Origin of the sequence: Adhaeribacter aerolatus (assembly GCF_007991635.1) — a bacterium.
Lineage (GTDB): Bacteria > Bacteroidota > Bacteroidia > Cytophagales > Hymenobacteraceae > Adhaeribacter > Adhaeribacter aerolatus.
On sequence record NZ_BJYS01000055.1, the window covers coordinates 14,999 to 38,667 of the forward strand.

15 protein-coding genes are annotated in these 23,669 nt (G+C 46.2%); all 15 read right to left on the bottom strand.

What is annotated here, in order from left to right; translation table 11 throughout:
- Positions 1–45 precede the first annotated feature (45 nt).
- Positions 46–756 (bottom strand): thiamine phosphate synthase, encoded by a 711-nt coding sequence (locus AAE02nite_RS24765; protein WP_146905026.1) that lies wholly within the window; start codon positions 754–756, stop codon positions 46–48.
- Positions 743–1,999, bottom strand: coding sequence for an N-acetylglucosamine-6-phosphate deacetylase (nagA, locus tag AAE02nite_RS24770; RefSeq protein WP_146905030.1), 1,257 nt, complete (start codon positions 1,997–1,999; stop codon positions 743–745). The genes AAE02nite_RS24765 and nagA overlap by 14 nt, the downstream gene beginning before the upstream one ends.
- 30 nt (positions 2,000–2,029) lie before the next feature.
- Complete coding sequence (locus AAE02nite_RS24775) at positions 2,030–3,418, bottom strand: sugar MFS transporter (RefSeq protein ID WP_307725571.1); 1,389 nt, start codon at positions 3,416–3,418, stop codon at positions 2,030–2,032.
- Between the two features lie 96 nt (positions 3,419–3,514).
- Positions 3,515–4,858: a Gfo/Idh/MocA family protein gene (locus tag AAE02nite_RS24780; protein ID WP_146905036.1), complete on the bottom strand. Its 1,344-nt coding sequence runs from the start codon at positions 4,856–4,858 to the stop codon at positions 3,515–3,517.
- A 38-nt stretch (positions 4,859–4,896) separates the two neighbouring features.
- Complete coding sequence (locus AAE02nite_RS24785) at positions 4,897–5,913, bottom strand: Gfo/Idh/MocA family protein (RefSeq protein WP_218033558.1); 1,017 nt, start codon at positions 5,911–5,913, stop codon at positions 4,897–4,899.
- A 144-nt stretch (positions 5,914–6,057) separates the two neighbouring features.
- On the bottom strand, positions 6,058–6,633 hold the full coding sequence (locus AAE02nite_RS24790; RefSeq protein WP_146905039.1) for a hypothetical protein: 576 nt from the start codon (positions 6,631–6,633) through the stop codon (positions 6,058–6,060).
- A 612-nt stretch (positions 6,634–7,245) separates the two neighbouring features.
- The gene (locus AAE02nite_RS24795) at positions 7,246–8,790 is read right to left on the bottom strand and encodes an arylsulfatase (RefSeq protein WP_246151243.1); all 1,545 of its coding nucleotides are present in this window, start codon (positions 8,788–8,790) and stop codon (positions 7,246–7,248) included.
- A gap of 165 nt (positions 8,791–8,955) precedes the next feature.
- Positions 8,956–10,500: an arylsulfatase gene (locus AAE02nite_RS24800; protein WP_146905042.1), complete on the bottom strand. Its 1,545-nt coding sequence runs from the start codon at positions 10,498–10,500 to the stop codon at positions 8,956–8,958.
- 263 nt (positions 10,501–10,763) lie between these two features.
- On the bottom strand, positions 10,764–11,690 hold the full coding sequence (locus AAE02nite_RS24805) for a DUF6528 family protein (RefSeq protein ID WP_146905045.1): 927 nt from the start codon (positions 11,688–11,690) through the stop codon (positions 10,764–10,766).
- A 9-nt stretch (positions 11,691–11,699) separates the two neighbouring features.
- Positions 11,700–13,274 carry a RagB/SusD family nutrient uptake outer membrane protein gene (locus AAE02nite_RS24810; protein ID WP_146905048.1) on the bottom strand — a complete coding sequence of 525 codons (1,575 nt, stop codon included), beginning with the start codon at positions 13,272–13,274 and terminating at the stop codon, positions 11,700–11,702.
- 30 nt (positions 13,275–13,304) lie between these two features.
- Entirely contained in the window at positions 13,305–16,493 is a 3,189-nt protein-coding gene (locus tag AAE02nite_RS24815; protein WP_146905053.1) for a SusC/RagA family TonB-linked outer membrane protein, read from the bottom strand.
- A gap of 425 nt (positions 16,494–16,918) precedes the next feature.
- The gene (locus tag AAE02nite_RS24820; RefSeq protein WP_146905056.1) at positions 16,919–17,884 is read right to left on the bottom strand and encodes a glycerophosphodiester phosphodiesterase family protein; all 966 of its coding nucleotides are present in this window, start codon (positions 17,882–17,884) and stop codon (positions 16,919–16,921) included.
- A 72-nt stretch (positions 17,885–17,956) separates the two neighbouring features.
- Positions 17,957–20,107 (bottom strand): prenyltransferase/squalene oxidase repeat-containing protein, encoded by a 2,151-nt coding sequence (locus tag AAE02nite_RS24825; protein ID WP_146905059.1) that lies wholly within the window; start codon positions 20,105–20,107, stop codon positions 17,957–17,959.
- A gap of 324 nt (positions 20,108–20,431) precedes the next feature.
- Positions 20,432–21,868, bottom strand: a complete 1,437-nt coding sequence (locus AAE02nite_RS24830) for a sulfatase (RefSeq protein WP_146905062.1) — start codon at positions 21,866–21,868, stop codon at positions 20,432–20,434.
- A 67-nt stretch (positions 21,869–21,935) separates the two neighbouring features.
- Positions 21,936–23,405, bottom strand: a complete 1,470-nt coding sequence (locus AAE02nite_RS24835; RefSeq protein WP_146905065.1) for a sulfatase — start codon at positions 23,403–23,405, stop codon at positions 21,936–21,938.
- Positions 23,406–23,669: the final 264 nt, after the last annotated feature.

Sequence of the window (23,669 nt, forward strand, 5' to 3'; positions counted from 1 at the left end):
TATATCAAGAGAGGCAAGATCAAACTAAAAATCACCAATTATTACTTAAATTTCTAAAGCGATTTTAACTTTTTCAAATGCCTGCGACGGATCTGCAGCTTGCCAGAGTGCACCCATCAAAGTAGCCCCGTCCAGCCCCAATTCCTTCACTAGTTTTATATTAGTGGCGGTTATACCGCCTAAACCCATTATTAAAGGAAGTTTTGATTTGGCTTGCCGCAGGTTCAGCAAAGTTCTTTTTATTTCCTCCGGGCTATGCAGTGGTCTATAACCAGGCTTGCTGATACTCTCGAATAAAGGACTGTAAAAAACATACCGAAAGGCGGGCAATAAATTTAAAATATTCGGCAGAGCGTGCACCGAGGTAGAATAAACATTTGCTGGCAGTTTCATTTGGGGTGGCATTGTCTTTCGTTCTGCTTCTTTCCAGTGCCAAATTAAATTGTACTCCGGCACAATTTCCTTTGCCTGAACCGGAACTATTACCCGCTCCTGGTAAGCCGGATTAATATTATTTAAAATATATTTCCAGTCAATTTCCTGTACTGAATTGGTTCTTAAATAAAGCAAATCTAAGCCAAGCGAGAATAATTCGTTAAGCACGCTAAATGCCGGCGGCCTTCCCGGATAAATTTCCAGAAAGGCCGCCAGACGAAATTTGGTAATCTTTTTTATAGTAGAATTATTTAACAATTGCAGCAGGCTGAATGAAATGGGTATAAACCGGCTTTTGGATAAAGAACTAAGGTATTGCATTTAAACGCAGCGCCTGGTCTATAGTAGCTTTGCTAACAGTTGCCGGCCCTGGCTGCTCGTGTTGGTAAACGATCCTGCCTTGTACCATTGTGGTCTGAATATTAATGTTCTGGTCAAAGATAACTATATCGGCATCTTTGCCTTTGGCCAGAGACCCTTTGCTACCATCCACCCCAATAATCCGGGCGGGGGTATTGGTCATCATCTTAACGGCGTCGAGTAAGGGCACATCCGCTAATTCTATCATGCTTCGGATCAGGCGGTCAGCGGTGGCCACACTGCCGGCAAAACAACTGCGATCCGGCATTTTGGCTACACCATCTTCAATTATTACTTCCAGGCCATTTTGTTTGCTGCCCAGCATACTGGGCCCCGGCGGCATACCGGCTCCCCGCATGGCATCGGTTATGAGCGCAGTCCGGTCGGGTCCTTTTATTTTATACACCAGTTTTAAAAGCGGGGCCGGTAAATGAACGCCATCCGCTATTATTTCCACGTCCATGCCGTCCAGCAAATAAGCGCTCTCGATAACCCCCGCGTACCGGAAAGCGTTGCGGCGACTCACGCCCGACATAGCCGAATATAAATGCGTTGCTAACCGGTAGCCGTTTTCAAAAGCTTCGATTACCTCTTCGTAAATGGCATCGGTATGGGCAACGGCAGCTAAGATACCGTTGGCGGTTAAATATTGCCCGAAAGCTATGGCACCGGGTAGTTCCGGGGCGGCACTCCAGCGCCTTATCGAGCGGGAATGGGCAATAATCTCCTTGTACTCTGCCGGGTCGGGGTTCCGGATATAGCGAGGGTCCTGGGCGCCGCGCTGGCTCATGGCAAAGTACGGCCCCTCCAGATGCATGCCCAGAAACTGCGATCCCTGGGTATTGTTCCGGTTGGCTTGTTCGTATAAATCAAGGGTAAGGAGCAGATCTTCTTTCTCGGCTGTAAGCGTGGTGGGCAATAGCGCGGTAGTGCCGTACTGGGCATGGGTTTTGGCAATTTCCAGAAATGCTTCTTCAGTGCCGTCCATAAAATCGTGCCCCCCGCCCCCGTGCACATGAATATCTATAAAGCCCGGGGAAACATACTGGCCTTGTGCATCTATTTGGATTGCATCCGGTACTTCTATATCCCCTTGCGTAACGGCCGTAATAATTCCATTATTTACCAGTACCGTACCTTGCGGAATAATCCGGTGCGGCGTAATAAGTTTACCGTTAAATATTTTAATCTGCTGTAAATTCATCTTCGTTTTTTAAGTACCGGCATCGCCCTATTAAGCCCATTTCCTGATTTTGTGGCCGTACACCGCATAAAAAACCAGGTAGAGGTAGCAAGGGAACAACACCCAGTAGGCTTGCCGCACATCAAATAAATCGGCAAAGTAACCGTAAAAAAGCGGCATAATGGCGTTGCCGCATAAGCCCATAATCATAATAGAAGCGCCCAGTTTCGTAAATTTACCTAAGCCATCTAAAGCCAGCGGCCAGATACCCGCCCAAACCAACGAGTTGGCAAAACCTAGTAATACAATAAACCAGATAGAAAGGTCGGCCTCATGGCCTAAAAAGGTAACTTTACCTTCGGCAAAAATAATGAGTAAGGTAAACAAGGTACCCAGCAAGGTACAAATACGCAGGGCATTTACCTGACTGATGAAACGCGGAATGCAAATAATACCCAGTATATAACCGCAGATAGTCAGGAATAGAGTATAAGACGGGAAAACTTTAGCTTCCATCAACGGAATACCCATAGAACCCGCGTAGCCAATAATGGTATCGATGGCAATTACCTGGGTGCCTACGTGCAGGAAAATGCCCAAAGCACCTAATATTAAATGCGGAAATTGAAAAATGCTGGTTTTACCGGAATTAGCCGTGGCCACTTCGGCACTTTCCTGTTCGGTATTAATTTCTGGTAGCGGGGAATAACGGATAAATAAGCCCAGGCCTAATAATACCGCACCTACACACGTATAAGGCACAATTACCCGCCGGATTAATTCATCTAAGGCCGCATTTTTCTCTACTTCACTCATCGTGCCCAGTTGGGCAAATAAGTCGGTATCAGTGGCTTTTAAAACAACGGCGGCAAATAAAATGGGGGCTAAAATACCGGCTGCTTTGTTGGCAATCCCCATAATACTGATCCGCTGGGCAGCCCGTTCTTTGGGGCCTAATACTGTAATATAAGGGTTAGCGGCTGTTTGCAAAATAGCTAAGCCGGCGCCAATGGTAAATAATCCCATCAGAAATATTTCATACGTACGGGTATAAGCCGCCGGCACAAATATAAAAGCTCCAACGGCCATGGTCCAGAAGCCAACCATGATACCTTTCTTAAATCCTACTTTTTTGAGCAGAAAAGAAGAGGGTACCGACATTACAAAATAAGAAATATAGAAGGCAAACGCTACCAGGTAAGACTGAAAATTAGTTAACTCGCACGCTATTTTAAAATACGGAATTAATATGGCATTTATCCAGGAAACAAACCCAAAGATAAAAAACATCACCCCAATAATTATAATCGAAATAGTGGTGTCCCGCTTCGTTAACGAACTGACATCAACTGAATCATTCTGTTTCTTTACGGCTACTGTATTACCCATACACTTTTTTGTTTTATGCTCGCCGGAGCTTCCTTTATAATTCTTTTTTATTCCGCATTATATAATAGTAGCCGGGGACCAATATTTTTTGTCAGTCCCCGGTACTTTTATAATTTAAAGACAGTTTGTTAGTTCCTGGGTTAAACCTTAAACTTTGGGTTCCCATCCTTTCTGATATTCGCGGCTCCAATATTTCAGGGCATCCTTATCGTTCAGGATATGGCCATTTTTAGGGTCGATGTTAAGCGCCCGGCCGGTACGCTGGGCAATATTGCCTAACTGCACCAATAAGGTACTCTGGTGACCACTCACAATGTCGGAGTTCAGTTTAGCCCCCGAGCGAATGGCATCAAAAAAGTTGTTAATATGAATGGCATCCAGCACCTGGGAAGGGTTGGTTAAGCTACGCGGATCTACCTTTACATCATTCTTCACGTCTTTTATTACTTCGTTTTTTAAATTAAAGATGGTATAGGCATTGCCGCCGCCAATAAATAAAGAACCGGTTTCACCGTAGAAAATAACCCCCACCGAAGAACCTTCGATAGGCTTGCCGTTACAGCTTCTGCCCTCCCAGGAAATAGAAGTATTATTATCAAACTCCAGATTGATTACCTGGGTATCCGGCGTTTGCCAATCGTCTTTGTAATGATAACGCCCACCAGCGGAAGTAACCCGGGTTGGATAATCTACGCCTAAACCCCAGCGCGCCAGGTCTACCATGTGCGTGCCGTTGTTTAAGGCTTCGCCGGTACCCCAGTTCCAGAACCAATGCCAGTTATAATGTACCACGTTGTCTTTATACGCTTGGCGTGGGGCCGGCCCTTGCCATAAATCGTAATTTAACCACTCGGGCACGGCGGTTTCTTTACCTACTCCAATAGACTGGCGGTTGTTCGTATACCAGGTTTTAGCAAAATAAGGGCGGCCAATCGCGCCTGCTTTTAATTCGTTAATGCCGGCAATAACATTGGGCCAGGAGCGGCGCTGATTACCCATTTGCAATACTTTGTTGTATTTTTTGGCCGCCGCCATTACCATTTCACCTTCGTTCGGGTTGTGACTGGCGGGCTTCTCTAAATAAACGTGCTTGCCGGCTTTACAGGCCAGAATAGCGGCCGGTGCATGCCAATGGTCGGGGGCGGTTACAATTAAGGCATCCAGGTTTTTATCTTCCAAGGCTTTCCGGAAATCGCCTTGCTCTTTGGGTTTCTTTTTCTGAACTTTTTCTACGGCCGCCACAAACTTCTGCGAAGCCCTGGAATCTACATCGCAGGAATATAAAACTTCACAGTTAGGTTGGCTGGCAAAGTTTGTTCCTACGGCCAGTCCCCGGGCATTTACACCCATGCTGGCCACCATAATCCGGTCGTTAGCGCCTAATATTCGGCCATAGCTTTTGGGGCTGAATCCTGGTAATATACCACCAAACGACAAGGCGGCTGTGCCTAAAGCTGCTTTTTTAATGAATTCTCTTCTGGTATTTTCCATTTAATTTTTGGTGAGTGGATTTATAAATTTCTTTTTGTTTAAGACCTTGATTTCTGCATTACACTTTGGATGGTTACCGATTTGCCGCCCTGCCGTTTACTCTCGTCGGCGGCTTCCATAAAAGCATATATTTCCAGGGTTTCTTCGGGCTTTACCGGCAAGTTGCCCGTTTGAAAGAATTTAACGATTTCGGATAATAAAGCATTATAGCCGCCGTAAGGGCCCAGTGACATATTTCCTTTTTCTCCGTAAACGGTACCGCCATAATCATGCTTACCATTGCGGGTACCCCGGAAGGTTCCTACCCGACCATCTTCCCAGATGCCCACCACTATTTCGGTGTTTTCGGTCTGGGTGCGGGTAACGCTCTTACAGCCGGTACCCATTAAGGTAAAGAGCGACTCTACGCCGTGAATGCCGTACCAGAATAAATCCGGGTGTGATTTTTCTATGGTGGCCGGGCTGTAGGTATCGGCTCCGAGTATTTTACCCACCTTGCCCTGCGCTGCTTCCTGTACACTGGGCATATAGCGCAACGAAGAAGTAGAAAAAACCGGAACTTTGTACTGCTTAGCGGCATCGTAAATGGCTACAGTGTCGTGCAAAGAAGCGGCCACCGGTTTATCAATAAACATAGGCTTACCGGCTTTTAACACCTGCATGGCTTGTTCCAGGCGCGGGCGACCATCATTGGTTTCGAGCAAAACCACATCTACTTCTTTTAGTAAGGCCTTAATAGAATCAACAATTTTAACCCCGTGTTTTTTTACCTCTTCTGTATAGCCAGGTATGCGCTTTGTGCTGGATTCAATATCAGTGCTGCCCTGGGGATAAGCGGCCACTACTTTGTAACCGTAGTAAGTATCACCGGCATCTGCCTTGTTCAGTTCTTTGGTAAAAGCCGTACTGTGCGATGTATCCAAGCCAATTATTCCCACCCGGTTGCCTTTCTCTTTAACCCAGACGGGTGCAGCACTCAGGTTAAATCCCAAGCCAATGCCGGCCACTGCGGCGGTTTTAATAAAATTCCTTCGGTTATAAGGTTGGTCCATCATATTTAATAGGGTTATAATAAAATATTTATCTCTTTTTAAAACTAGTACTCCGATAACTTAATTCCCAGAAAAATCATCTATCAACTGAAACACCATTGATTAAAATGATGATAATTTACATAATTTTTATAAATCGGAAGCTGTTTAGTTCTCCCAGATTTGGTGATTCGCAATCCGGAAAGCGGCTCCTTCTTCAAAATCGTACGCATACCCTTGGGCATAATCTTCGGGAATGGTTGCGTTCCGCACCACCATGGTAGGCCCTTTGTAAGCCCGCACAAAAGCAACCGGCCCGCAGAAGACTTTACTACCATTACCTTCGGATGGACAGGTTAGCTTCCAGGGCTTGTTTCCAAAACCGGGATTATAGGGATAATTGCCGAACTTGCTAATCTGATTGCCGCACTTTAAATACCCCAGAAATTTAGGCCCGGTGGTCAGCCGGTTGAAGGTGACATCGATGCACCGGGGCAAATCCTGGCCCGGTACCATGGCCCACAAGTCCTCGTCGGCTATGGCCACCCAGGGTTGGGCGTTTTCGATGGCTGATTCCTTGAGTTGCCGGGCCCACGCAAACCGCTCGCAATTATTGCGTAAATTTTTAATCCGTTCGGCCAAATAATACCCCCCGTACAACCGCGCCGCCAAAATATTATGGGCAACCAACATCACCAGGAACAATCCCCCGAAGAATGAAACCACGCGGTTATACTTTTTCACTGATTACTGAATATATAATAAGACGGTCAAAACAAAAATTAAAAAGGTTCGGCAAGGCACCCGTTTGGCGGTAATTATTAGTTACTGATGAGTTGCAAATACTTTTAAGCCAGCATACCCAACGTGGAAAAGCTTTAAACTTTTTAGTGCTTTACAAAACATATTCACCGTGTACGTACCCGAATATAAAGCCTTTTTTATTTTTTTCAAATTTCCGGCGCACATTTTATCTTTTTAAACCTGGATTTTTTTTCCTGGGGCCCGGATAAACAAAATATTTAACTGATAATCAATTATTAAATTTATAGCGGCCTATAGGAACTACTCACCAAATATAGGAGTGCGGGAGGTTCCTGAATTTTAAGAATGCGTTAGCACCTAACCATTGCCAGACTGGTTCTTTCAGATAACATTAAATAGTGTGAGAGCCTCATCTAGGCCTGATAAAAAATCAGACTCATTTAGAAATATTGTTTTGGAAAGGTGAAATAAAGAGATTCCGGCTGCCCAATATCCATTCCCGGATTATTCCACCTACCCAATTTAATATTTTCAGCAATCAGGCCGGGTTATTCCAGCAAGGTTAAATACGATTCCATAAACTTGCCCTTATCAGTTGGCTTTTGAGGAGAACTTGGCATCAATAAATTCCCACTCTTTAATATGCGGACAACGGTGTTCTTTTTGGGCTATGGCAGCAAATTGCTTTATAATATCCGGGTGCTGGGCAGCTACGTTCTGGTTTTCGCTAATGTCGGTGCTTAAATTATACAACTGCCAGGGTGCATCTTTATCCTGCCGCACGTTGGTCCGGATGCCTTTCCAGTTGCCCATCCGGATAGCTACCTGTCCGCCTTTTTCGGGGTATTCAAAATAAATATAAGGCCGTTTCTGTTGCAGTTGGTCTTTACCAAGGAAGGTAGGCAGCATTGATATGCCATCGTTGGCCGGAGCCTTAACACCTAATATATCGGCTAAGGTTGCCATCATGTCATATTGTACAGATACTAAGTCGCTCACTTTGCCGGGAGCAATTTTACCCGGCCACCGCGCCAGAAACGGCTCCCGGATACCACCTTCATATAAATCCATCTTTAACCCCCGCAGTGGCCCGACACTGTTAAAAAACTTGGCCTGTACACCGCCGTTAAAAGTAGCGCCGTTATCGCTCGAGAACATGATAATGGTATTTTCATCCATTCCCTGTTGTTTAATTACTTCCAATACCCGGCCGATCTGCTTATCCAGATAAGTGATCATGGCGGCATAAGTGGAGAGGGGATATTTTACCGGAATATAGCCGTTCTGTGCCAGATAAGGCTCTTCTTTAAACTGACCAATGTATTCCTGCACGGCTTCGGGTGGTGCCTGCAAAGACACGTGCGGCGCTACAAACGGCAGGTACAAAAAGAATGGTTTGCTTTTGTTCTCCTTTATAAACTGCACGGCTTTATCACCCATTTTGGTTAAAGCGTAGTCTTTACCGATGTAGGAATCGAAATTCGGGTTTTTAGCCGCTTCGGCGGGTTTCGGATGTACGTCCATCACCGGGTTGTTCAGCTTATCCCATTTACCGTTTTCCCATAAGTGGGTCGGGTAATAATTATGGGCCTGCTTCTGATCGAGGTAGCCGTAAAAATAATCGAAGCCTTGTTTATTGGGATCACCGGTATTGGAATGCATACCCAAACCCCACTTGCCAATGGCCCCGGTTTTGTAACCGGCCCGCTGCATTAAATGGCCAATGGTAAACGTACCTTCGGGCAAAGGCATCTGCCCGCCTTCTAAGTTATCGGCAAAATCGCCCAGCTCGTAATTACCTCTGATGTAGGACCGGCCACCATTACGACCGGTCAGTAACATGCATCTTGCCGGAGCACATACGGGCGTACTGGTATAATGCTGGGTAAAACGCATTCCCTCTTTGGCTAGGCGGTCCAGGTTAGGCGTTTTAATCTTCTGCTGTCCGTAAGCTCCTAATTCGGCGTAGCCTAAATCATCGGCATAAATATAAACAATATTGGGCCGACGGCTTTTTTCCGGCAGCAGGTTTTGGCTTTGCTGGGCTTTTGTATCATTCGAATTTAACAACAACATAAGCAATAATCCTATTGTTGTTTTAATGAATTTTCCGGTTTGTAAATATCTCTTCATCATAGGTTGTAGCTAAACTATTAGCGCTTGATTGGTATTTATGCAAGCCAACTTTGCCGGCTTTAACTGGCGGGGATTTACTTCCGCGCCCGATTTTCTACTCAGGAAGGCACGGAAGAAGCTTCCGCGCCATAGTGAGTATAACCTGAGTTAGGCAGATGCAATAATTTATTTTGAGGTAAATTTCGGGTCGACAAACTCCCACTCTTTAATATGTGGACAGCGGTGCTCTTTCTGGGCAATAGCGGCCATTTGTTTTATAATTTCCGGGTGTTCGGCGGCCAAATCCTTTCTCTCACCAATGTCGGAAGCTAAATTATAGAGCTGCCAAGGCGCATTTATATTTTGTTTGATATTGGTTCTAACCCCTTTCCAGTTACCCATCCGGACGGCGACCTGCCCACCCTTTTCCGGAAACTCGAAATAAATATATGGCCGTTTTTGCTGGCTTTGGTCTTTACCCAGCATAGTAGGCAGCAGTGATATGCCATCGTTGGCCGGGGCCTTTACGCCGGCTATTTCGGCCAGGGTAGCCATCATGTCGTATTGTACCGATATTAAATCCGAAACTTTATTCGGCTGAATTTTGCCGGGCCAGTTTACAATAAACGGAGAGCGGATGCCACCTTCGTATAAATCCTGTTTCATACCCCGAAACGGGCCGGCGCTATTAAAAAAATTATCAGTAGCCGCTACCACCGAAGAAGCCGGTCCATTATCACTGGAAAACATAATAATGGTGTTCTGATCCAAGCCTAACTTCTTTAATTGTTCCTGCACTAAACCTACTTGTTTATCGAGGTAAGTAACCATGGCCGCATAGGTAGAAAGCGGATAAAAGGTAGGCACATAATTACTCATGGTCAGGTTTGGCTTCTCCCCGAACAGCTTGATATAATAGTTAATATCGGCATCCGGTACTTGTAAAGCCGCATGGGGCAACGAGTAAGGCAAGTATAAAAAGAAAGGTGCGTTTTTATTATTCTGCATAAACTGCAGGGCATTATTAGTCATTTTATCAACGGCGTATTCTTTGCCTTTGTAAACTGCCAGATCTTCCGGGGTTATTTGCTCCTTTGGCTTTGCCGGCTGCTTATGTACATCAACATACGGGTTGTTTAATTTATCCCATTTACCGTTTTCCCAAAGGTGCGTTGGGTAATAGCTGTGGGCCTGCTTCTGGTCGAGGTAGCCGTAGAAATAATCAAAACCTTGCTTATTGGGGTCGCCGGTATTGGAATGCAGGCCCAGGCCCCACTTGCCAATGGCGGCGGTTTTGTAGCCGGCCCGCTGCATTAAATGGCCAATGGTAAACGTTCCTTCGGGTAAAGGCATCTGCCCACCTTCTAAGTTATCGGCAAAACCACCCAATTCGTAGTTACCTCTGATGTAGGACCGGCCACCATTGCGTCCGGTCAGTAACATGCATCTTGCCGGAGCACATACGGGCGTACTGGTATAATGCTGGGTAAAACGCATTCCTTCCTTTGCCAGACGATCCAGATTAGGAGTTTTTATTTTCTGTTGCCCGTAGGCTCCTATTTCGCCATAACCTAAATCGTCGGCGTAAATGTAAATAATATTGGGTTTGCGGCTTTTTTCAACGGCAGGTCTCCGGGGAGTCTGAGCAGTTAAAGAATTAATCTGACTTAAAAAAATTAGCAGGAATACAAAAACGGAATATCGATAATGAAATAAAAGCTGTTTGACCATAAATAGACACTAAAGAATATATATCATAAATTATTACTTAATCCCCTACCCTTTTTTAAGATAATTTGTTAGCGCTGGGGCGAGCTTGTAGCTCGTCTCTTTCCACCATCCAGACGCTTTAATATGAAACTGAAAAAGGTAAATTTAACCCATAAGCTTCACCAATATTGCAAAAATGGAGGTACGAGCTACAAGCTCGCACCAGCAATTATGTTTCCTATAGGATTAGCTTCTGGAGGAGAGGGTTAGGCCTTAAACTAAACCTATTTATTTTCAACCCACCGCGCTTTATAAACATGCATACCCGGAAAGGCCAAACTTCGAGTCGGATTCAGGAATTTTACATGGTAAGTCCACCAGCTTTCTTCCGGAATGGTAAATATTAGCTGACCGGTTTGAGGGTGTTTGCCGAAGCTTTTTACATTGGCGGTGCCGGCTAATTCGGGCAGTTTGGTAAATTCCGCGGTTTTAAGGTTAAAAATCCAGGGGTTATCGTGTTCGGTCAGGAATAAGGCATTGCCATCGGGCGAAAGCTGTAAATCGTGGCCGGATAATCCGGGTATCTTCCATTTTTTTTCCAACTTCAGTTTGGGCGAAGTGCTGTTCCAGTCCTGTAAAATATATTGCCGTAACTGGTCATAACCCAAGGCATATAATTTTTGCCTTTTGGTATCCCAAACCACGCCGTGGCCCGAATACAAGCTATCTCTAAATATTACCTTTTCCGGTTGGCTAATATTGAATAAAGCCACGCAGTTACCGCCTTTGGCCGTTGATCCCGCTACCACTACCCTATTATTGGGTAAAAGTTCGATGGAATGGGCATTGGGCACATGCGCGTAAAAAAGCAGCTTCTTATCGGCCCGGTTAACCAGAGCCACACCCCCGGAGGAAGATGATATCAGAATCTGTTTTCCGCCCGCCACGGATTTACTATCGTCTACGGATTTGAAATAGCTGGTCCGGTATTTTTCTGGTAGTTCTTTTACCTCGCGGGCATCCCACCGCCACACGACGGCCGGTATGCTGTCTTTCGACTTTAGGTAATCCACAATTAAAACCTGGCTGTCGCCGCACACGAGCAGTTCCTGGCTTGGGGCAAAGGGCCGACTTACAAAAGAAGCCATCCCCAGAATTAATAAAGTTAATAGTGTAAAAGCGGAATATTTTATTTTTGATATTTCTTTCATGCTATCCGGTTAGTAGACGTCGTTCTGGGTCAGGTTCGGATTTAAATCGCGCTGGGTTTGCGGAATGGGCCACCAGTAGTCGCGGGTTGGATTAAACGTGCGCTTCACAATGGCCTGGTTCTGCGACGTAAATATGGTGGCGTTCAAGACCTGCTCGGCCGTTTTCCAGCGCCGGATATCGGTGTAATAAAATCCTTCGCCGGCTAACTCTATTCTTCTTTCGCGGCGGATTATTTCGCGCATTTGGGCTTTGGTTTTGCCTGCTGGTACTTCGTACGGTACCAAGCCGGCCCGCTGCCGCACCTTATTAATAGCGGCGTACACCGTGGCATCGGGCCCGATTGCTTCATTCTGCGCTTCGGCATACATTAGTAAAATATCGGCGTAGCGCAATACCATGTAATTGGTTTCGGACTGGCCGGCATTTAAAATGGCCCCACCGGCCTCCTTATCGTAAATTCCGTATTTTTTAAAGGTATAGCCGGTAATTTTGAAGGGGTTAGTTGCCGTAACCGGTGCGCCCATGTAAGTATCCCCGGGGTAAACAATACTCTGGTAAAAGCGGGGCTCCCGGTTTTCGTAAGGCTTGGCCGGGTTATACAGCGGCGACTCGGTAATGGGCAAGCCGTCTTTCATGTAATAGGCATCAATTAAGTCGCGGAGCGGGGCATTGGTATTAAACTGGCGCACAATTAAATCGAAAGAATTACCGGTTTGCTCGGGCGCTTTAAACTGCACATCAAATATTACTTCCTGGTTGTTTTCGTTCGTAGGTAAAAACAAGGTTCGGTAGTTCGGGAACAGATCATAGCCGGCCTGCGGAGCCAAATCCATAACGGCTTTAGCGGCGTTGGCGGCAGCTGTCCATTTACCTGCATCGTTGGAGGTGTTTATTAAGGGGCTGGCCTCAAATAACAATACCCGTGCTTTAATGCCCAAGGCGGCACCCTTGGTGGCCCGGCCTTTATCGGCGGCTGCGGAATATTTGGCCGGCAACCCGGCGGCCGCTTCCTCCAAATCTTTCAGCACCTGCTGCACTACCTCTTCCCGGGAGTTCCGGGGCAGTTCGGCCTGGGTAGCGGCATTGGGTTTATCCAGAATGAGCGGTACGCCGCCGTAATACATCTCAAGTAATGAGTAGTACAAACCTCTTAAAAATTTGGTTTCGGCTTTCATTTGGTTTTTCAGGGCATCACTCATCGGCACCTTGTCAATTTCGGCCAGCAGGGTATTACAGCGGCCAATGCCCCGGTAACTATCCGTCCAGCGGTTATTAATAATTTCGGACGGGTTGGCCGGGCTGGCGGTGTGGGTACCTAAAGCAATTACATTAAACCCAAAAGAATTGTCGTAGTTATAGGCATTGGGCGTAGCAGTTTCTTCCCACAAAGGGGTGGCCGTACCACCGAACAAACCATCTTCCTTTAACACGGCATAGCAACCATTTAGGGCCGCTACGGCATTTTTTTCGGAAGTCCAGTAAATGGTTTCGGTATATCTATCGTAAGGTTGGGTATCTAATAAATCTTCTGAACAGCCCAGCAGGAGCGCACTGCTTAAAAGAATGCCATATATTTTTTTCATGTTGTGCCTAATTAAAATCCGGATGATTAATTAAAAAGTAGCATTAATGCCAAAACTGAAAGTCTTCACCGAAGGATATTCGTAAAAATTATCCTGGGTAATATTTTTCTCGGGGTCGAAATCCCGGAACTTGGTGAAGGTGAGTATGTTTTCGCCGTTTACGAATACGCCCAAATTGCTCAATCGAATCTTGGAGATAAGTGAGATGGGCAAATTATATTTCAGCTGAATATTCTTTAACCGCAGGTAAGAGCCGTCCCGCAGCCAGAAGGTTGAAGGCTGAAAGTTTTCAGTGGCGCCGGTAGAGGTGGTTAAAATCGGGAATTTGGCATTCGGGTTTTCCGGGGTCCAGGCATTATTTAACCATTCGTGTGTTACGCCGGCCCCGTTATTAAAGGGTGTAGCCAGGTTGGCCGTTGGGTATAAATCTACGCCCTGTATACCCTGAAAGAAAGAACTCAGGCTGATGTCTTTATAACTAACCCCGAGGTTGAAGCCATACGTATATTTGGGGATGGTACTGCCGGTTATAATGCGGTCGTCGCCGTTTATTTTGCCGTCGTTGTTCTGGTCTTTATATTTCAGGTAACCTGGTCTTACGGCATTGCTAATCTTGGCGCTGCTGTTCACCTCATCCTGGGTCTGGTAGATGCCTTCTACTTCGTATAAATAATACGAGTCGATGGGGTAACCTTCGGTGGTAATCCGGCGGGTGCCTACTTGCCGCGCGCCATTTAAATCCACTACTTCGTTTTTCACATAACCAAATTCACCGGCTACTTCGTATTTAAAATGGCCAATGGTGTTGCGGTGCGATAAGCTGATATCATAACCATCGTTATCTACTACCCCAATATTACTTTGCGGCCCTGTTAAACCACCCACCTGGGCCGGAATATTTACCTGGCGTAAAATATCGGTAGTCCGTTTTTTAAAAACATCAAACGATAGGTTCAAACGGCCGTTCCAGGCCGAAAAATCAGCCCCAACATCATAGGTATTGGTGGTTTCCCAGTGAATTTCCGGATCTACGGCATTGGTTACGGCTGCTCCGGCGGCAATGGTATTATTAAAAGCATAATCGAAACCGAGGTTTACAGTGGGCGCGTAGCTATATAAAGGCACGGCCTGGTTGCCCAGTTCACCGTAAGAAGCTCTGATTTTAAATAAATCTACAAAACTTAAACCGCCGATGTTTTTAAAGAAAGCCTCCTGATCGATTCGCCAGCCGGCCGAAACGCCGTAATAAGTACCCCACCGGTTTCCCCGGTCGAAGCGGCTGGAGCCATCGCGCCGGATGGTCGCATCGAGTAAATATTTTTCTTTATAGTCATAACCAACGCGGCCGAAGTAAGACAATAACACATCTTCGGTGCGACGGCCACTTACCTGCGGGTTAATAGAACCGGCATTAATATCGGTCAGGGTATTATCGAAGTAACCGAATACCTGGCTGGAAGAATAACTGGTGTTAAATTTAGTGTAACTCATCCCACCCATAGCCGAAAGGTTATGAACTTCCGCTAGTTTCTGGTTCCAGCTGAGCGTATGATAAGCCGACAGGTTTAAATTATTCTGGTTGTAAACGTAAGAGTAAGGAGTAGGATTAAAGAAGTTGGGTACTTTCGTCAGCGGATGATAAGTGGTCATATAGGGATTAAATTGGCGGCTGGCCCCATTCAAATCGTCGGAGGCCCCATCTAATTTATCTACGCCCAAATTAGCACTGTAAGTAAGGTTAAAGGGCAGACTAATATCGGCAAATACTTTGGCCAGTGTACGCACCGAAGCATGTTCGTTGAGGCCTTCTTTCAGCATCATGTGGGGGTTGGCAATGGCGTTTTGCCCCGGCGTCGTAAATACGGTATTGCCGTAGCGGCCATCTTCGAGGTAAGAAGCAAATATGGGTAAGGCCCGGAAAAACCGGTTTACAAAAGCCTCAGTGCCCTGCGCCGGCTCGGTATATTTGCGGTACATGCTTTTAATGGTAGCCCCCACTTTTACTTTTTCAGTTACATTGGCGGTCGCATTTAAATCGATGGAGTACCGGTTGGCGTGGTTAGCGGCGATAAATATGCCATCCTGATCCATGTAGCCCAGGGCCAGGCTATAAACCATTTTATCGGAACCACCCGAGAACCGCAGGTTATGCTGCTGCAGATACCCGTTTTTAATAATTTCATCGAAATAATTCCGGTTGGGGTAAGCATAAGGATTAGTGGCCATGCCGTTGCGGTATTCTTCTATCTGGGCATCGCTGTAATCTACGGTTGTTTTACCTTCATTGCGCAGCGCCTGATTTTTGCTTTGCATGTACAAGATGGGATCCCAAACAGCATCGGGTATAAAAGTGGCTCTTTGTATACCGTGAGAGAAGCTATAATTTACCTCGGTTTTGCCTTTTTTACCGCCCTTGGTAGTTACCAGAATTACCCCGTTGGCCGCCCGTGAACCGTAAATAGCCGCCGAAGCATCTTTTAAAACCGTAATGGTCTCGATGGTAGCCGGGTTGATATCGTTCATGTTGTACTCGATGCCATCTACCAACACCAGCGGGTTGCTGTTATTAGTAGTGCCTACCCCTCTAATCCGGATGGAGCCGGCATCCTGACCGGGCTTGCCGCCGGCCTGGTTTACCCAGACCCCACCTACGCCGTGCAAAGCCTGGCTGGCATTGGTTATGGGCATGTTTTCTTTTTGCTTCATGCCCAACGTCGAAACGGCACCGGTCAGGTTAACTTTCTTTTCGGTACCGTAGCCAATTACCACCACTTCTTCCAAGGCTTTGGCATCGGCTGCCAGGGTTACACTTAAGGTGGTGCGGTTGTTAATGGCTACTTCCTGGGTCAGGAACCCGATAAAAGAAAAAACCAGGGTACCTTTGCCATCGGGTACGTTTATGGTAAAGTTCCCATCGGCTCCCGAGGTAGTACCTACATTCGTGCCTTTCACCACCACGGTTACGCCTGGCAAGGGCTCGCCATTCTCCGATGACACGCGCCCCTGCACCGGCACATCTGCCATTTTATTATTCTGTTCTTTTGAATTAACCAGGTGGCTGGCAGCAGAAAGTGGCGGTTGTTGGGAGCCTCCCCCTACCCGACCAGCAGAAGCGGACGTTAATTGGCGGTTCATGGCAAAACTTTGCGCATGAACGGTGCCGGCACAGAAACAGCTTAAAGCAGCTGCCAGGCAAAAACGTGGTAAATTGTTTTTCATAGAAGGTTATGATTGCTAAAATTTTAAATCAAAAACTAAGTAGCTTATTTTAAAATCGGCCTGGAAAAGAAAATAAGATGCAGATACAGGCAATTACCGCGGGTATTTTAAATATTACTTTTTATAAAAATCGGAAATCTTTCAAAATGGCTGGGGAACGTAGCTAAAACAATTCATCAGCTTTGGCCAATTCTCTTGTCAAAATACGTCAGTATGGGACCGCCAGCACATCTATAATCAACTTACTGAAAAACAACACCGCCCAAACAGGGCATTCAACTCGCCGCTATGCTGCTGTTATATAGCCAGCCCTAGGAGAAATAAATTTGTCCTAATAATTATACATAATATCCAGGATTTAAGCAATATATGTTTTATAAATTATTAGGAAATGGTTGTGGACGCCACTTAAATTCAACCTCTTATTAAAGTGTTTTTTTAGCTGTACCGGCCGTTATAAAATATTTGCTTTTCGCACTTTTTTTCGGAAGCAGATTTCTAATACCTGCTCCGGCTTCTATGGCCAGATCAGCTTCAATAATATCAGCGCCATCTTTTATAATCTCTTCGTAAACGTCGGTTTTGCCTTGCACAAACTCTTTATCGTAAATCCGGGAACTGCCAATCATGCACATCACGCCTCTTTGGTGGAGTAAACCATAAAGGGCTTCATCGTTGGCTTTGGCATGAGAGATAAAAGCCACGGTGTTTTCCCAGGGTACGCCGGTCTTATCAAATTCCTTCAGCTTCTCCTGGTTCGGCACAAACACTTCCATCATAATATCGGGGCTTAATCTGTAACTTTGTCTGGCCTCTTCATAGTTGTAAGCCATTACCATGGCGCTGGCCTCGGCTTTATGCTCCAGAATTTTTTTTACCCGCACCGCTATTGGTACATCCTTTTTATCGAGTATTAAAATGGTTTTGCCTTTGGCCCAGGTCAGGGCTTCGTCTAAGGTTGGAATTTTGTATTCGGTAAGGTTGCCTTCGGTATCTTTCAGTTTTAATTTCTGCAACTCCGCCCAGGTATAATCAGCCACTTTGCCCTTGCCGTTGGTGGTGCGATCCAGGGTGGCATCGTGCAGCAACACAATCACACTATCTTTGGTATAGCGGGGATCAACCTCCATGATAGCCGGGGTGTGGCGCAGGGTATTTTCAAAAGTGGCGATACAGTTTTCGGGGTAGCCTTTGCGGGCGCCACCCCGGTGCGCACTGATGAAAGGTATGCGGTCCGGGGAATATTTAAAAAAGCTCTTTAGTTCCTGCGGGCTGTTAATGTTAAACCGGTTTAATCCGCCGGTTTGAGCCTGCCCTGTCGATAGCAATAAGTAGGCGATGGCAAAACCTAAAAGCCAACTACGGGCTTTAAAGTCCATTATGTTTTTCATAATCAATATTTTATCGATTAATATTTGTAAAACCAGGTTGCAACCGAATCTTTAAGTTAGGTTTGTCTGCTCTTATCTAATTACAAAATGCGCTGTTTGCTTTCGGATTTTACCGTTGCGGAGCGATTTAAAAGTAGCCTCCACTTTATGTTCTCCCGGTTTCGGATTCGCCAGTGCCAGCAAATAATAGCTGTCAGATACAACTCCTTTATTGTCTTTTTTCTCCACTAACTCCGGTTGTACCACCTCATTATTCAGCCGCAATTCCTGTAATATTACCGTGGGCTTGTGCAGGAACTGCCGCACACCCTGCCACTGACAACGAACCCGAATATTGACGCCTTGTTTTGGATGTGCTACTTCCAGGGAATCGGCAGGTGATAGGACGGTAATAGCCGCCCAAGGCCGGTTATCGTGGGCGTTGTTCGTGCGCCACCACCGCCAGCTTTTTTCATTCGCCTGAACAAATGCCCGTGCCTCGGCGGTGCCGCCCAACATACGCGTTTTGTACGCACTGATGCTGTCGTGCCGCACCGCCACTACCCATTGCTTTTTCAGTGCATTTATCATCTCGTCGTAAGTGGGCTTTTGGGCGATAAATAAAGTGCGGTGGTTGGCCAGTTCCTCGCCCCACCACCACGATTCGGTACCGTGGGCATCCTGCAACGTTACAAAAGGCAGTTGAAAGCGATATTGGTGTAAATAGGGCTGTGCAAAAGAAAAATTCTGCCCGAAGTGTACCGTACTGACGCCCAGGTAACCGCCGTTTTTAATAGATTCATCCAGGATAATGCGGGCCATCGGTTCGTTATTCGAAATTTGCATAATTAACCCGCCGTTGCTGCGCCTTAACTGGCTCATGGTGGTTTTCTGAAAATCCTGCCACGAAGTGCTGTCCTTGAAATTAACTTTACCGATAGATGCCGGTGCTACATAATCCAAAATATGGTTAAAAGTACCAAAGCCCGGTACCGATACACTACCTCCGTACGGCTCATCCGAAATAAAAAAAGTAACGGGTACTTTCTTTTCGTCGGCTATTTTCTGGGCCGTTATTATCCAGTTTGGATTCCCGTTTTTAGCGCCCCACAAATGGATACCTAAACTATCGGCCAGCATTACCGCCTCCGCCGGGCTGCCCGACCCACTGGCCTCAAACTGCACGGTATAAACCTGGTGGCCGGTGAAATTGGGTTTCCTGGATACCGGCCGCTTTACAATGGGAGCAGTATTTAAATAATTTAACCTGTTCAGGGTTTTGAGCGCATCGATGGCGTAATAAGTAGCTTCGGGGTTAGAGGGCAGTCCCGGCTGATTGCCAAAGCCTCCATCGGTATTTCGTAACGAACTTAAATAGCGCAGGCACGTCGTGGTATTCTGCGGCTTTGCTCCTAACAAAGCCAAAGCTTTAACGGCCGCCCAGGTATACACTACCTCATCGTTGCCGCCTAAGGTGGGTTTGGGCTGGTGCGTGAAGCCACCGTTTGGCCGCTGGCAGGCATTTACCCAGGCAATTAATTCCTTTTTTAACTGGTTTGGCTCCCTTAAAACCTGCAGCGCATAAAGGCTCCAGTAGGTATTTAAAATATTTCCATCGCCTCCGGCCGTCACCGGCGCACTGTTAAAACTACCATTGGCCCGCTGCCGGGATTTTAAATATTGCCGGAACTCATCGGCTACCGGCGCTACTGGTAGTTGCAGTAAACTGCGGCAGATGGGCGTCATCATTTCCTGGTTCAGGACCGGGTATTTGTGTTTTTCGTAATTACCCGTGTTGCCGGCCTGCGATTTCCAGGCGTTTACTTCCGGTTTAAAATCGGCTACATCGCCGCCCAGCCACTGAATGGCCTGAATTTGCTGAAAAACAAAATGCCGGTTTTGCGAGGCACTCGGACCTGCTTCTTTATTGGCCTGGCGCTGCGGGTGGTGGGTCCGGACGAATTGGATTAATGCCTCTCTATTAGCAGGCAGTTGATCTAAATTCTGCAGGATGCCAATTACCGCAAAGGTGGGACTTAAATGCGAATCGGGTTGATCTTCCCAGCCGTAGCCGCCATCTTTTTTGGTTAGCTTGGTATCGATATATTCTTTTAAACCGGCTTGCCAGCCATTTTTATCTGTTTTGGTTTGGGCATGCGCCGGCAGGCAGAATCCTAATAAAAAGATTAGCCATAAATGCAGTAAGCAAAAAAGTACTAAGCGGTAAACCTTATTGTTCTGCATTTTATTAAGGTAACATTGCTGATGTTTATGGTTAAAATTTACTTACCTGCCTAAAAATTTGCTGGTTTATGGCCAATGAATGATAATAAAATTTAAGAGCAAGTTTCCTCTTTGAAGGTTTAAAACAGATAAGTTCGATGATGATTATTTGTTATTCCGGATTATTATTGCTGCTCTAAATCACAAAAGCATAATGCACAAAGCGGTATAACCTCATCGGTTTTAGCAGGAAATATTTTGTAAAAGCAGGTATAGCTCCGGGAAAAGAGGAATGCTAGTTGAGTGAAAGTTTTACACCCAGGAGGAGTATTTCCAGAAGGTGCTTTAATTATCCTTTTTCTTTTTTTCCGGTAACCGGGCCTTGGGATTGTACTCCGGATTTAATTGGGTGGGGACTGCGGCTTTAGTTGTCTGGCGCCAGTTTCGCATTTGCTGGTGTAATTGCCTGGTTATTTCCGGGTGCTGCAAAGCTACATTGTTTCGCTCCCCTATATCCTCTTTCAGATTATATAATTCCAGAGCACCGTCTTCAAAATATTCGTGCAGTTTCCAGTCGCCCGATCGCATTACGGTACCGGGGCGGGTACGAAAAAGCGGGTCCCGGCCATCATCCGAATTAGCATCGTACGCCTGCAGGTAAATCGGGAAATGCCAGTAAAGTGTTCGCTCCGGAATAGTTTGGCCCCTTAATACCGGCCAAATACTTTGCCCATCGGAGTAAGTATTTTTGTTTTTTACTTTCAGGATATCCAAAATAGTAGGATAATAATCTAAGTTGGTTACGGGCGTAATATTTTTACTCCCGGCGGCAATTCTGTCCGGCCATTTAAAAATCAGGGGTACCCGGATGCCGCCTTCGTAGTAAGAACCTTTGCCGGCGCGTAAAGGCGTCTGTCGCGAAATAGAACGGATGCCGCCATTGTCGGAGGTGAAAATTATAAGCGTATTATCGGTTAGTTTTAAATCATCTAATTTCTGCAGCAGCCGGCCAATATTGGTATCCAGCGATTCGATCATGGCGGCGTAGGTAGCATTGTCCTGCCCGGCGCCTTTGGGTTTTTGCTTGTATTTAGCGATTAAATCGGCGGGAGCCTGAATGGGCGTATGCACCGCATAATAAGGCAAATACAAAAAGAAAGGTTTTGCCTGTTGCTTTTCTATTACCGCAATTGCCTCGGTGGTGAGGCGGTCGGTGAGGTACTCGCCAGCCGGTCCATCTTTAATGTTTGGGTTTTGATAAGGTACAAAATGTTTATTCGCCCCTTTCAGGTTACCGGCAATATTAAAATCAAAGCCCTGGGTGCGCGGGTCTTTGCCGAGATGCCATTTACCGATGGTAGCTGTATTATAGCCGGCCGCTTGTAGCGCCTCGGGTAAGGTAAAAATTTTATCCGGCAATATCTCGTTATTCGCCACCGGAATTAGCTTACGCGTTGCGGCCCCGCCCCTATCGGCTTCGCCTACGGTATAAATGCCGTGGCGCGGCGTGTTTTGCCCGGACATTAAACAGGCCCGGCTGGGTGCACAATTGGCGGCAGCGGCATAGGCATTTGTAAATACCATGCCCTGCTTAGCTAACCGGTCCAGGTTGGGCGTTTCGTAGTAAGTGCTGCCCATAAACCCCACATCCATCCAGCCTAAATCATCCGCCATAATCAGAACAATATTAGGTTTAGGGTCCTGCGCGACCGCAAATCTGCTTATACCCAAAAGCAGCATTGCTGCCAAAAAGAGCACTACTATTGGTTTAAGTTTAAGCATGTAAGTTTTAGCTTAGGTACCTGCAAAAGTTTAATTAATAATTGGGCACCAGGTTGTACGTAACTGTTTAATTATTTATGGCGAAGGGATCCTGCACGACTCGCGGTGCCCGGGCTCCGCCTTGTTTTTCACGGTTATGGTCGTAATCCGGATTTAATATTGGATCCTGAGCGCCTACTTTTTTGCGCCAATTTTCCAGCTTCGTATATAATTGGGCCGTTAGCTGCGGTTCGTTTTCCTGTAACTCCGTTTCCTCACCAATATCGTTTTTCAGGTTATAAAGCTCTTTTTTACCGGTTTCATAAAAATGAATGAGTTTCCAGTCGCCCTGCCGGATGGCGCTGTGCGGGGTAGCACCTTCGGTGTGATAATGCGGATAATGCCAGTAAAGCGCCATCCGGTTAAAAGTACCTTTGCCGGTTAATAACGGCAGCAGGCTTTGGCCATCAATGAGCCCGGTACTTTTGCTATGAACACCAGCTACTTCGGCGAAAGTCGGGAATAAATCTGTACCAATAACCGGAACTGCTGAAACCGAGCTTGCGCGAATCTTACCGGGCCAAACCGCTATCGTCGGGACACGAATGCCACCTTCGTAATTGCTGCCTTTGCCGGCCCGGAGCGGCGCATTGGAAGTGATGCGGTTTTTCTGAAAGTTCTGTCCGCGTACCAACCCACCGTTATCACTCGTAAAAATAACGAAAGTATTTTCGCTCAACTTTTGTTCGGCCAGTAAGGCCATTATCCTGCCCACACTTTCGTCTACGCTTTTTACCATAGCGGCATAAACCGGGTTCTGGTGATTGGCCAATGGGTTTATTTTTGCTTTAAATGCCTGAATATCGGCTTCTCTGGCTTGCAAAGGCGTGTGTACCGCAAAAAATGGCATGTACAAGAAGAAGGGAACCTCTTTCTTATCTTTAATAAATTTTAAAGCTTCATCAGTTAACCTTTCGGTCAGGAATTCGCCGGCAGGGCCGTTTTTTAGTCGTGGAATATTATAAGGCGAGAAATATTGAGGTGGCTGGCCCTGGTAAGTACCGGCAATATTTAAGTCGAAGCCCTGGTGCTCGGGGTAATATTTTACATCGTCGCCTAAATGCCATTTACCTATAGAGGCGGTAGCGTAACCCTGCTTTTTAAGTATTTCGGCCACCGTAACTTCGGCTAAAGGCAAATATTGGGTCCAGGCCGGCGGGAGCAATTTGGCGTAGGGTTTATAATGACCTTCAATCCAATCGGTGAGGTGCAGCCGAGCCGGATATTTACCCGTTAAAATACTGGCCCGCGATGGAGAACAAACCGTGCAGGCGGCATAGCCGTTCGTAAACTTCATGCCCTGCCGGGCCAGTTTATCGATATTAGGGGTTTTGTAAAAGTCACTGCCGAAACAACCCACATCGGTCCAACCCATATCATCAACCAAGAATAAAATTATATTTGGCTTTTGCTGGGCAGCGGCAGGTAAAAGACCAGGCAGTAAATAAACTAGTCCCAGGCAAAAACATCTGATAATTATTTTTAAGCTATGAGGCATAATAAAACGTTTGGTTAATCTAACGATGCGTTTCAAGGGCACCATTTTATTATTTCAATATTAGCGCTTTTCGCTAATGGATAACCGTATGTGCCTGAATCATTGTTTAAATCATTTACGGCGATACAAAACACGATATATTTTGGTTTGGCAGGTTTGAAGCAAACAATTACCTGCTCACAATCGGTAGTTATTGCATTACCTCCGTAATAATCATACAGCAATACCTATCGAGCTTTACCAATTCGAAAGTCAAAGGAGATC